Genomic DNA, 11,529 nt, shown 5'->3' with positions numbered 1-11,529 from the left:
TTCCGTCCGCCGGGTGGGAGTTACCCGCCGACGTTCTTCAGGGCCTCGCGCACGGAGAGCGGCGAGAGGGCGTCCCGGTGGGCGGCGACGAAGGACCGTACGGCGTCGGAGTCGGTCTTGGCGTACTCGCGCAGGGCCCAGCCGATCGCCTTGCGGACGAAGAAGTCGGGGTGCCCGGAGCGGCGCAGGCAGTACGCGAAGAGCCGGTCGGTGTCGGTGGCGTCCTTGTGGCGGAGCTGGTGGAGCAGCGCGGTCCTGGCGACCCAGAGGTTCTCGTCCTCGATCCAGGCGTCCATGTCCGCGCGCAGCTTCGGATCGGCGGCGACGAGACCGCCCACGATGTGCGCCGCCAGGAGGTCCACCGTGTCCCACCACGGCACCGTGGTGATCAACTCGCGTGCCACGGGCAGGAAGCCGGACGTGAGACGGCGCACATGGCGGCGCAGGTAGTCGATCGCGAAGTAGGCGTATTCGCGCTCAGGCAGCGCCCAGCAGCGCAGGGCGACGGCGGTGAGGTCGGTCTCGTCGGGGCGCGCGGTGCCGTCGAGGACGACCTTGGTCAGCTCGCGGCGCACGGGGGACGCGAGACCGAGGAAGGGGGCCACATCCTTCATGTACGCGCGCATCCGCGCGGCCCGATCGGGGTCGGCGGCGGCGCCGTACACCTCGGGGAGCCGGACGAGAAGGGTGTCGGCGAGAAGACTGGGCGGCGGCGCGGCGACGGGCACGTGACGCTCCTCGCAACTGGGGCAAGAGCCGGGAAAGTGAGACACAACCTACGGCGATCTTATGTGGGGGTCGGTTACTCTCCCCGGATGTTCGAGACCGTCCCCGCCCGTCCCACCGGGTTCGCCGCCCGCTGCGGCCAGGCCCTGCTGTCGCCGTGGTCGCGGCTTTCGCTGCTGGTGGTGCTGCTGGCCGCGGGCGCGACGTGCGTGCTGCTCTTCGAGCCGCAGCAGCTGATCACGCACGGCTGGCCGCCCCAGGTGAACGGGGCGGCGGCGGTCGTCCTGTTCGGATGTGCGTACGCGGTGTGCACCGTCGCGTTCGTGCCGAGACCGCTGCTGAATCTGGCGGCGGGCGCGCTGTTCGGTTCCCAGCTGGGGCTGCTCGGCGCGCTCGGCGGGACGACGCTGGGCGCCGGGCTCGCCTTCGTGCTCGGCCGGGTACTGGGCCAGGACGCGCTGCGGCCGCTGCTGCGCGGGCGGTGGCTGAAGGCGGCGGACGGGCAGCTCAGCGAGCACGCCTTCCGGTCGATGCTCGCGGCGCGGTTGTTCCCCGGCATCCCGTTCTGGGCGGCGAACTACTGCGCGTCGATCTCGAAGATGAGCATCGTCCCCTTCCTGGTGGCCACGGCGCTCGGCTCGATCCCGAACACGGCGGCGTACGTGGTGGCGGGCGCCCGCGCGTCGACGCCCACGTCGCCCGTGTTCCTGATCGCCATGGGATTCATCGTGGTCACGGGGTGCGCGGGCGCGGTCGTGGCGTGGTGCAAGCGGCACCATCTGGGGAAGAAGCAGGCGGACTGACCGGCTCCCCCGTCAGCCCCCGGCCGAGCCGCAGCGTCACGGCGACGGAGGCCACGGCGAGCACCGCCATCGCGGTCGCCGGAGACGTCACCTGGGCGAGGGCTCCCGCGAGCACCGCCCCCACGCCCTGCATGGTCAGCATGCCCGCCGTGTGCAGGCCGAGCGCGTGCCCGCTCAGGCTCTCCGGGGTCAGCGCCACAAGGCGTTCCTGGAGCAGCAGGCTCGCCGAGAAGCCGACCGAGGCGAGGACGACCGCGCCCACGGCGAACGGCAGGGCGGGACGCACGGCGAACACCAGGTACGGGGCGGCGAGCAGCAGCCGCAGCGGTGCGGCGAGCCGGGCCCGCCACCGGGGCGGCAGGAAGCGGCCGGTGAGGACGTCGCCCGCGAGCATGCCCAGGGCGGCGCTCGCGAGCAGCACGCCCGCGTGCTCGGTGTCGTACGGGACGAACAGCGCCTCGCAGCCGACGATCAGCCCGTTGGGCACCCACAGGGCGAGATACACGTAGCGGCGCGGGGTCGAGGACCACAGGGCGGCGTTGCCGCGCATCGTCTCGCGCGGGGACGGGCGTCCGGCGGCGCGCGCCGGGTGCCGGGCCAGTCCGCACCGCGCGACCAGCGCGGCGAGCGCGTAGAGCCCGGCGGCGACGAGGAGCGTGCCGCGCGGCGACAGCACGGCGACGAGCAGCCCGCCCAGGGCGTACCCGAGGATCTGGCAGACGCCCGTGCTCATGTTGAGGACCGACCGGCCGAGCAGATAGCCGTCGCGGGCGAGGATGCCGGTGAGCAGCCCGTAGCGGACACCGCCGCCGAGCGCGGCGGGCACGCCCTGGACGAGGACGAGCGCGAGGGCCGCCGCCGTCGGAAGCCCCGGCGCCGCCTGCACGGCCGTGGCGAGGCCGAGGAAGAGCGCGAGCGAGGCGAGGGCGGCGCGCGGCGCCACCCGGTCCGCGGCGGACAGCAGCGTGAGCGCGCCCACGACCTGGGCGAGCGCGGGCCCGAACATGGCGAGCGCGGACAGCAGCGGTGATCCGGTCGAGGCGTACACGAGCGAGCCGAGGGCGAGCCCGCCGACCGTCTGACCGGCGGCCTGGAGCGAGACGGTGGCGAAGAGGGCGGGATATTCGGGCGTGCGGAACAGCTCCCGGTAGGTGTCCATGCGGGGACCCTGCGGGGCGGGCCGCGCCGGGCGTTAATGTTTCGCGCACTCGCGAAACCTGCGGACACGGGGGGTACGGGGTGGGGATCTGGCAGGTCGACGCGGACACGCTCGCGGGGAGCCGGTTCATCGTGTCGCGGCTCGCCGAGGCGACCGCGAGTCTGCGGAAGCTGGCGGATCCCGTCGCCGCGCATCCCGGCGAGCGGCGCTGGCTCGACGTCCATCTGTCCGCCTACCGGGCGCGGCTCGCCGCGGAGCCGGTGACGGCGCTGCTGATCGAGGCCGGCTTCGGCGCGCACTGGATCGCCGACTTCCTCACGCCCACCCCGGACGGCGCCCACGAGGACGACCTCGCCGACGGTCTCGCGCGGATCCGTGCCACGCCGCACGAGACGGTCCTCGCCGACCTCGCGGTGTCGGCGCCGGGCCCGCTGCCCGACGCGCTCGCCCGCTCCGACGACCTGGCGGAGCGCGCGGCGGCGCTGCTCGCGTGGGTGTGGCGGGAGACGGTGCTGCCGGAGTGGCCGCGCCGCCGCCGGATCATCGAGGCGGACGTCCTCGCCAGGACCAGGGAGTTGACGCGGGGCGGCTGGGCCGCGGCGTTCGGCGGGATGCGGCCCACGATGGGCTGGCTCGGCGAGGGGCGGCTGCGGATCAACGCCCACGACCACCCGCCGCGGGACATCGCGGGCACGCGGCTCCTGTTCGTCCCGGTCACCCCGAAGCAGGGCTGGGTGTCGTGGCCGGAGCAGGTACCGGTCGACCGGTACGCGGTGATCTACCCGTGCGCGGGCGCCCTCGCGGACGCGGACCGGACGGCGCCGCCGGACGGCCTCGCGGCGCTCATCGGTACGGCCCGCGCCCAGGTCCTGGTGCTGCTCGGGCAGCCGCTGACGACGACCCAGCTGGTGGCGCTCACCGGCCAGGGCCTCGGCTCGGTGGGCCGGCACCTGAAGGTGCTGCACGAGGCCCGGCTCGTGGAGCGGCGCCGGGCGGGCCGCTCGGTGCTCTACTTCCGTACGCCGGCCGGCGACGCGCTCCTGGCGGCGCAGCGGCCGGGCCCGTGAAGACGCCGCTCACGCCCCTGTGGTGATCTCGTCACTTTCGGGCGCTACTCTGCCCCACGCGGACAACCGGGCCCCGTGCGACGGACGTTCGCGCCGCCCTGCCCGGCCCGCGTCTCGCGGCCGGTTCCGCCGAGCACCTGGATCGCGTACTCACCTCATGTCCTGGTTCGAATCATTCATCCTCGGACTCGTCCAGGGGCTCACGGAGTTCCTGCCGGTCTCGTCGAGCGCCCATCTGCGTCTCACGGCCGCTTTCGCGGGCTGGAGCGACCCCGGCGCCGCGTTCACCGCGATCACCCAGCTCGGCACCGAGACGGCGGTCGTCATCTTCTTCCGCAAGGACATCGCGCGGATCATCTCGGCGTGGTTCAGGTCGCTGACCGACAAGACCATGCGCGGCGACCACGACGCGCAGATGGGCTGGCTGGTGATCGTCGGCTCGATCCCGATCGGCGTGCTCGGCGTGACGCTCAAGGACCAGATCGAGGGCCCGTTCCGCGATCTGCGGCTCACCGCGACGACACTGATCGTGATGGGCGTGGTCCTCGGCATCGCCGACCGGCTCGCGGCCCGCGACGAGGCGGGCGGCCGGCACCGGGCGGCCCGCTCCCGCAAGGAGCTCAAGGACCTCTCGGTCAAGGACGGCCTGATCTACGGCCTCTGCCAGGCACTCGCCCTGATCCCCGGCGTCTCCCGCTCGGGCGCCACGATCAGCGGCGGCCTCTTCCTCGGCTACACCCGCGAGTCCGCGGCCCGCTACTCCTTCCTCCTGGCGATCCCCGCGGTCCTGGCCTCCGGCGTCTTCGAGCTGAAGGACGCGACGGAGGGCGGCCATGTCTCCTGGGGGCCCACGGTCTTCGCCACGCTGATCGCCTTCGGCGTCGGCTACGCGGTGATCGCCTGGCTGATGAAGTTCATCTCGACGCGCAGCTTCATGCCGTTCGTCTACTACCGGATCATCCTCGGCATCGCGCTGTTCATCCTGGTGAGCGTGGGCGTGCTCAGCCCGCACGCGGCGGAGTCGGCGGGCTGACGGCGGCCTCCGGGAAGAGACCGGCCACCCCAAGTGTTGCGGCTCACATTCGAGTTGGGCCGAGGAGACGGGTGGGCGCGGGATGAGGGCAGTGCGGTTCCACGAGTACGGCGGGATCGATGTGCTGCGGGTCGAGGACGTGCCGCGGCCCGTCCCGGCGCCGGACCAGGTGCTGGTGGAGGTGCGGGCGGCCGGGCTCCAGCCCGGTGAGGTGAGCATCAGGACGGGCTTCCTGCACGAGCGGTGGCCCGCCGCGTTCCCGTCCGGGCAGGGCAGCGATCTGGCCGGGGTCGTCGTCGAGGCCGGTTCGCACGTGCGGGACTTCGAGGTCGGCGACGAGGTCGTCGGGTTCACCCACCGCAGGGCCAGCCACGCGGAGTTCGTCGCCGTCGACGACGTGCATGTCGTGCACCGGCCCGCCGGTCTCTCCTGGGACGTGGCCGGTTCCCTGTACGTCGCCGGGGCCACCGCGTACGCCTGTGTGTGGGCCGTCGACCTCGGACCCGGCGACACGGTGGTGGTGTCCGGCGCGGCGGGCGGCGTCGGATCGACCGCCGTACAGCTCGCCCGCCGCCACGGCGCCACCGTGATCGGACTCGCCAGCGAGCCGAACCACGCCTGGCTGAAGGGCAAGGGCGTGATCCCCGTCGCGTACGGGGACGGGGTGCGCGAGCGGATCCGGCAGGCCGCGGACGGCCGGGAGATCGACGCGTTCATCGACACGTACGGCACCGGATACGTCGAGCTGGCCGTGGAGCTGGGGGTGCGGCCCGAGCGGATCAACACCATCCGCGACTGGGCGGTCGCGGGCCGGGTCGGCGCCCGGACCTACGGGGAGGGCGCGGCGGCCAGCGCGGTCGTGCTCGGCGAACTGGCCCGGCTCGCCGCCCGCGGGGAGCTGGAGGTGCCGATCGCCCGCGGCTACCCGCTGGAGCAGGTGCGCGAGGCCTTCCGCGAGCTGGAGGAGCGGCACACCCACGGCAAGATCGTGCTCCGCCCGTAGAGGTGCGGGCGGGGCGTCACCAGGGCAGCGGGCCCTCCGCGGAGACGTACGTGCCCGTCGGCCCGTCCGGGCCGAGCCGCGCCATCCGGACGATGATCTCGGCGCCCTCCTCGACGGTCTGCACGCCCGTGTTGCCGTTCAGGTCGGTCCTGGTGAAGCCGGGCTCGACCGCGTTGATCCGGATCTCCGGGAACGCCTTGGCGTACTGCACGGTCAGCATGTTCACGGCCGTCTTGGAGGCCGGGTAGGCGAGGCCGGGGTAGCCGGACGCCGGGTTGCCGGGGTCGCTCGCCCCGGCCAGGGACGCGAGGCCGCTGCTGACGTTGACGACGACGGGGGCGGCGGAGCGGCGCAGCAGCGGCAGGAACGCGTGGGTGACGCGGACGGTGCCGAAGACGTTGGTCTCGAACAGCGGGCGCAGCGTGTCGACGGTCTCCTCGGCCGGGAGCACGATGCCGTTGCCGTCGGTGCGGCCCTCGACACCGGCGTTGTTGATCAGTACGTCGAGTCCGCCCTCGGCCTCGATCGTCTTCGCGGCGGCCGCGACGGAGGCGTCGTCGGTGATGTCGATGACGACGTGCCGCGCGCCGACCTCCTCCGCGGCGCGGCGGCCCCGCCCGGGGTCGCGGGCGCCCACGTAGACGGTGTGGCCGGCCTCGACGAGGTGGCGGGCGGTCTCGCGGCCGAGGCCCTTGTTGGCCCCGGTGATCAGTGTGGTGGTCATGCGTCCAGGCTGCGCCCCGGGCGGCCCCGCAACCAGCCGCCCGGTCTTCCCGGGACCGCCGGTACCAGGAAGATCCGTGCCGGACGGGGCACAGTGGTGGCATGGCACATGCGGAGCTCGGCGACTTCGGGGAGACGGTGCGGCGCTGGCGGGGCCGGGTCTCGCCGCAGGCCGCGGGGATCGCCGCCGTGGGGCCGCGCCGGGCGGCGGGCCTGCGCCGCGAGGAGCTGGCGCTGCTCGCCGGGATCTCGGCGGACTACGTCACCCGACTGGAACAGGGCCGCGCCACCCACCCCTCCGACCAGGTCGTGGAGGCGCTGGCCCGTGCGCTGCGCCTCACCGACGCCGAGCGCGAGCACCTGTTCCGGCTCGCGGGCCTCGCGCCGCCCGGTCTGGAGACGGTGCCGGGCGGGCTCACGCCGGGCGTCCGCCGGATCCTGGAGCGGATGTCGGGGACCCCGGCCGCGGTGTTCGACGCGGCGTGGACGCTGCTGCTCGCGAACCCGCTGTACACGGCGCTGCTCGGCGAGCGCCCGGAGTGGGGCGGCCACGGGCGCAACGGCGTGTGGTGGACGTTCCTCGGACCGACGAGCCGGGTCCGCCAGTCCCCCGACGCCCGGCAGGCCATGGAGACGGCCCTCGTGTCGGACCTGCGGGAGACCGCGAGCCGCTACCCGCTGGACCCGCGGCTGCACACCCTCGTCGACGAACTCCGCACGCGCAGCCCGCGGTTCGCCGAGCTGTGGGAGTCGGGCGCGGTCGGCCGGCACACGGCGGCGCGCAAGACGGTCGACCACCCGCAGGTGGGTCCGCTGACGCTGGACTGCGACATCCTCACGGTGGCGGGCGACGACCTGCGGGTCATGCTGTACACGGCCGAGCCCGGCACTCCGGACGCGGACCGTCTGGAGCTGCTCGCCGCGCAGGTGCTGCCGACGCTGGTCGGCGCGTGACCAGGCGCTTCGTCAACTCTTTTACAGCATTGGTCACTTGATGCTCAGGAACGTTCGCTCAGGGTTCCCAATCAGCCATCCCGAACGTAGCCTTGGCACATGCCGCCCGCCCCGTCCCGTCCTGTGCGGTCTGCCGCGGAAGTCAACGAGCAGATCCGCGGCTTGTGGCTGCGCACAGGAGGCCGGCTCACCGGGGAGCAGCGCGCCGAATACGCGCTCCTGGTCACGGAGTGGGCGGACGCGATGCGCGCGGAGGTCGTGAAAGCGGCCTGAACCGCCTCCACGCCCCTGACCGGCTCAGCGACCACGCCCCTGACCGGCTCAGCGCCCGCCGGCCACCCGCACCACGGTGCCCGTCGCGTACGACGCGTCGGGCGACAGCAGCCAGGCGATCGCGCCCGCGATCTCGTCGGCGGTGCCCGGCCGCCGCAGCGGGATGCCGGGCGCCGCTTCCCGTGCGATGTCGGGTGTGCCGCTGCTCGCGTGGATCTCGGTGTCGATGATGCCGGGCGCGACGCCGTTGACCCGCACGCCCGCCGGGCCGAGTTCCTTGGCGAGGCCGAGCGTGATCGTGTCGACGGCCGCCTTGGACGCGGCGTAGTGCACGTACTGGCCGGGGCTGCCGATGGTGGCGGCCCCCGAGGACACGTTCACGATGGCGCCCGCGCCCGCCGCCGTCATGTCGCGCGCGGCGCGGCGGCAGCACAGCAGGACGCCGAGGACGTTGACGTCGAGGACGCGTCGCAGGTCCTCGGTGCGCGCGTCGGCGAAGGGGCCGACCGGCGCGGTGACGCCCGCGTTGTTCACCAGTCCGGTGAGCGGCCCGAGGTGCGCGACCGCCTCGTCGAACATCCGCTCGACGTCGGCCTCTTGGGACGTGTCGGCACGCACGACGGCGCACCGGGCACCGGCCGCGCGCACGGCCTCGGCGGTGCGCTCGGCGGCGTCCTTGTCGCTGACGAAGGACAGCGCGACATCGTGCCCCTCGCGCGCCAGACGCACGGACGTGGCGGCGCCGATGCCTCGGCTGCCGCCGGTGACGAGGGTGACGGGGCGGGTCAAGGGGGCCTCCTGGTCAGAAGTACGTCTCCGTGGACCGGGATGTGGCCACGCCGACGAAGATCATGTCGCGCCGGGCGCACCGTACCAGCGCCACTTCCCGCGCCGCTCCCTGCCCTCCAGCTCGCCACGTCCCGTGGCCCACAGCAGTGTCGCCCACGGCTCGGTGCCACCGGGGACGTCGGGGAACAGGCGGTGCAGCGAGCGTGCGCACAGTTCGGCCGGTGGCCGGAATGCGATGCCGAGTCCGAGCGCCAGGTCGTGCGCGTGCACCAGCGTCTCGACGACACCCATCGCGGCGAAGCCCTCGGGGTCGGAAGCGCCGAAGACGTGGAATCCGCGGGCGGTCGAAGGTGTCGCGCGCACCACCGCGGCGAGGATCCCGCCGCCCGACTCCAGGGCCCCGAGCAGCGCCGAAGGGCCCGCGTCGACGTCGACGGTGATGGTGTTCTCCGGGCCGTCGGGGCGGCGCCTGCTGGACCCCCAGCGCACGTAGTCGTCCGCGAGGGGGCGCAGCGAGCCGATCTGCGCGGCGTAGAAGAAGAGGTCGTCGGCGAGGTGTTCGCCGGTCTCCCAGCACGTCCACTCGAGCGAGCCCGCCGGAGCGTTCCAGTCCGCGTCGAGTGCGGTCCGCAGTGCGTCGACCGTGACCTCGACGGCCCGCGCGACGTCGTCCGCGGTGACCGGGCCCGGCGCCGCGGCCGGGAGCTGCGTGTTCGGATCAGCTGACATGGCGCGACCGTAACAGCGCGCACGCCGGGCGCCCCACGTGTTTTCGCCCCGGTGGCGCACGCCTCTTGGCTCCGTGCGGCGGGGGCCCGAAACTGAGCCGATGACGCAGCGTGTGGAACTCGCGACCCTCCTCGACCGGCTCGCCGTCGACGAGTTGGTGACGGACTACGCCGCGGCCGTGGACGACGGCGACTGGGCCGCGTACCGCGCCCTGTTCGAACCGGAGGGGCGGGCCGACTACCGGGAGGCGGGAGGGGTGGAGGGCAGCGCGGAACAGATCGCGCAGTGGCTGGCGACGACGATGGAGCTGTTCCCGATGCGCCAGCACCTGATCGTGAACCGGCGGGTGCGCTTCGACACCGTCGACCGCGACATCGGCGACACGGCCCGGGTCCGGGCCGACTACTTCAACCCGATGCGCTTCGCGGGCGACGGCGACTCGTCCGCCCCCGACTTCATCTGCGGCGGCCGCTACGCCTTCGACCTCGTACGGACGACCGGCGGCTGGCGACTGCACCGGGTCACCGTCTACGAGAAGTGGCGCCGCACGCCCCAGCGGACCACCAGGGGCAGCTGACCTCATCCCCCTGCCCTGCGCCCACTGTCGTTGATCGTGGGCGGCGCGCACACTGGGGGCTCGGGGAGATGGTCGTACGAGTACGAGCGGGGAGGCGCGGCGGATGGCCCGATGGCGGCAGCGGCTCGAGACGTCACGCTGGTGGCGGGGCGCCGCGGCGGTCGGCGCCGGAGCCCTGCCCGCCCTCGCGTTCCCCGCGCCCGCCCTGTGGTGGTTGGCGTACGTCGCGCTCGTGCCGTGGATGCTGCTCGCAGGCTCGGCCGGCACGCCGCGCCGGGCGGCGCTCGACGGCTGGCTCGGCGGACTCGGGTTCATGCTGGCGGTGCACCACTGGCTGCTGCCGAGCCTGCACGTGTTCACGGTCGTCCTCGCGGCGCTGCTCGGCGCGTTGTGGGCGCCGTGGGGCTGGCTGCTGCGCCGGCTGCTGCACTGGCGGCCGACGCCGGGGCAGGCGACGGCCGCGCTCGTGGCCGTCCCCGCGGGCTGGCTGATGGTCGAACTGGTCCGTTCCTGGCAGGGCCTGGGCGGTCCGTGGGGCCTGCTCGGTTCCAGCCAGTGGCAGGTGGCGCCCGCGCTGCGGCTCGCGTCGGTGGGCGGCGTGTGGCTGGTGAGCCTGCTCGTGGTGGCCGTGAACACCGGTGTCACGCTCCTCGTCGTCGCGCGCGGCGCCCGCGCCCCCGCGGTGGCCGGGCTCGTCGCGACGGTCACGGTCACCGGCGTCGCGTGGGCGTGGGCGCCGCGCCCCGAGCCGGACGGGCAGGCGCGGATCGCGGTGGTGCAGCCGGGCGTGGTCGACGGCCTCGGCAGCATCAAGGCCCGCTTCGACCGGGAGGTGCGGCTGACCCGTCAACTGGCGGACCGGGACGTGGACCTCGTGGTGTGGGGCGAGAGCAGCGTCGGCTACGACCTGCCGCGCCGCCCGGATCTCGCGCGCCGACTCGCCGCGCTCTCCCGCGAGGTCGACGCGGACATCCTGGTGAACGTCGACGCACGGCGCCGCGCGGCCGACGGCGACGGACAGGGCATCTACAAGAGTTCCGTGCTGGTCGGGCGGACCGGCCTGACGGGCGACCGCTACGACAAGATGCGGCTCGTCCCGTTCGGCGAGTACGTGCCCGCGCGCTCGCTGCTGGGCTGGGCGACCTCGGTCGGCAAGGCGGCGGGCGAGGACCGGATGCGCGGCAAGCGGCAGGTCGTCATGGACGCCCTGCACGACGGGCGCGCGCTGCGCTTCGGGCCGCTCGTCTGCTTCGAGTCGGCGTTCCCCGACATGACGCGGCAGTTGACGAAGGACGGGGCGCAGGTGCTGCTCGCGCAGTCCTCGACGTCGACGTTCCAGCACAGTTGGGCGCCGGAGCAGCACGCGTCGCTCGGCGCGATCCGGGCCGCCGAGACGGGCCGTCCGATGGTGCACGCGACGCTGACCGGGGTGTCCGCGGTGTACGGCCCGGACGGCGCGCGCGCCGGTGCCTGGCTCGGCACGTCGGCGAGCGCGGCCCGCGTCTACGACATGCCGACCGCGCGGGGCACGACGCTGTATGTGCGCTTCGGCGACTGGCCGGTGCACGCGGCGGTCACGGTGCTGGTGCTGCTCGCGGCGGTGGAAGCCGCGCGGTGGAGCAGCCGGGTACGGGGCGGAGCCCCGAGTCCGCAACGCCGTCGCCGCCTGAACGACATGTTCGACGTCCGCTGA

The 11,529-nt window shown here is 74.0% G+C and carries 13 protein-coding genes; 8 read left to right on the top strand and 5 right to left on the bottom strand.

What is annotated here, in order from left to right:
- Positions 1–20 precede the first annotated feature (20 nt).
- A complete protein-coding gene (locus ACY34M_RS13160) occupies positions 21–728 on the bottom strand; it encodes a DNA alkylation repair protein (protein WP_462717783.1) in 708 nt (235 codons plus the stop codon).
- A gap of 87 nt (positions 729–815) precedes the next feature.
- On the opposite strand from ACY34M_RS13160, the gene ACY34M_RS13155 reads away from it, so the two are divergent.
- Positions 816–1,529, top strand: a complete 714-nt coding sequence (locus ACY34M_RS13155; RefSeq protein ID WP_462717782.1) for a TVP38/TMEM64 family protein — start codon at positions 816–818, stop codon at positions 1,527–1,529.
- On the opposite strand, the gene ACY34M_RS13150 is transcribed toward ACY34M_RS13155, so the two are convergent.
- Entirely contained in the window at positions 1,459–2,688 is a 1,230-nt protein-coding gene (locus tag ACY34M_RS13150) for an MFS transporter (protein ID WP_462717781.1), read from the bottom strand. The genes ACY34M_RS13155 and ACY34M_RS13150 overlap by 71 nt on opposite strands.
- A gap of 80 nt (positions 2,689–2,768) precedes the next feature.
- Here ACY34M_RS13150 and ACY34M_RS13145 point away from each other — a divergent pair, with 80 nt between their 5' ends.
- The 3 genes from ACY34M_RS13145 to ACY34M_RS13135 all read left to right on the top strand — a co-directional run bounded on the left by ACY34M_RS13145 (position 2,769) and on the right by ACY34M_RS13135 (position 5,791).
- The gene (locus ACY34M_RS13145; protein WP_462717780.1) at positions 2,769–3,755 is read left to right on the top strand and encodes an ArsR/SmtB family transcription factor; all 987 of its coding nucleotides are present in this window, start codon (positions 2,769–2,771) and stop codon (positions 3,753–3,755) included.
- Positions 3,756–3,912: 157 nt separating this feature from the next.
- On the top strand, positions 3,913–4,788 hold the full coding sequence (locus ACY34M_RS13140; RefSeq protein WP_462717779.1) for an undecaprenyl-diphosphate phosphatase: 876 nt from the start codon (positions 3,913–3,915) through the stop codon (positions 4,786–4,788).
- An 82-nt stretch (positions 4,789–4,870) separates the two neighbouring features.
- A complete protein-coding gene (locus ACY34M_RS13135) occupies positions 4,871–5,791 on the top strand; it encodes an NADP-dependent oxidoreductase (RefSeq protein WP_462717778.1) in 921 nt (306 codons plus the stop codon).
- Positions 5,792–5,807: 16 nt separating this feature from the next.
- On the opposite strand, the gene ACY34M_RS13130 is transcribed toward ACY34M_RS13135, so the two are convergent.
- A complete protein-coding gene (locus tag ACY34M_RS13130; protein WP_462717777.1) occupies positions 5,808–6,515 on the bottom strand; it encodes an SDR family NAD(P)-dependent oxidoreductase in 708 nt (235 codons plus the stop codon).
- Positions 6,516–6,616: 101 nt separating this feature from the next.
- Between ACY34M_RS13130 and ACY34M_RS13125 the strand changes: the two genes are divergently transcribed.
- Positions 6,617–7,468: a helix-turn-helix transcriptional regulator gene (locus ACY34M_RS13125; protein ID WP_462717776.1), complete on the top strand. Its 852-nt coding sequence runs from the start codon at positions 6,617–6,619 to the stop codon at positions 7,466–7,468.
- A gap of 99 nt (positions 7,469–7,567) precedes the next feature.
- Positions 7,568–7,741, top strand: coding sequence for a hypothetical protein (locus ACY34M_RS13120; RefSeq protein WP_462717775.1), 174 nt, complete (start codon positions 7,568–7,570; stop codon positions 7,739–7,741).
- Between the two features lie 48 nt (positions 7,742–7,789).
- Here the strand turns inward: ACY34M_RS13120 and ACY34M_RS13115 are convergent, their stop codons facing one another.
- The gene (locus tag ACY34M_RS13115) at positions 7,790–8,530 is read right to left on the bottom strand and encodes an SDR family NAD(P)-dependent oxidoreductase (protein WP_462717774.1); all 741 of its coding nucleotides are present in this window, start codon (positions 8,528–8,530) and stop codon (positions 7,790–7,792) included.
- A gap of 60 nt (positions 8,531–8,590) precedes the next feature.
- Positions 8,591–9,259, bottom strand: a complete 669-nt coding sequence (locus tag ACY34M_RS13110; protein WP_462717773.1) for a maleylpyruvate isomerase mycothiol-dependent enzyme family protein — start codon at positions 9,257–9,259, stop codon at positions 8,591–8,593.
- A gap of 100 nt (positions 9,260–9,359) precedes the next feature.
- On the opposite strand from ACY34M_RS13110, the gene ACY34M_RS13105 reads away from it, so the two are divergent.
- Both ACY34M_RS13105 and lnt read left to right on the top strand, forming a co-directional pair.
- On the top strand, positions 9,360–9,836 hold the full coding sequence (locus tag ACY34M_RS13105) for a nuclear transport factor 2 family protein (RefSeq protein WP_462717772.1): 477 nt from the start codon (positions 9,360–9,362) through the stop codon (positions 9,834–9,836).
- Positions 9,837–9,939: 103 nt separating this feature from the next.
- On the top strand, positions 9,940–11,529 hold the full coding sequence (gene lnt, locus ACY34M_RS13100; protein ID WP_462717771.1) for an apolipoprotein N-acyltransferase: 1,590 nt from the start codon (positions 9,940–9,942) through the stop codon (positions 11,527–11,529).

This window comes from Streptomyces sp. EDA2-14 (assembly GCF_054963755.1).
Note: the sequence above shows the minus strand (reverse complement) of the source record. Positions and strands in the feature narration are given on the sequence as shown.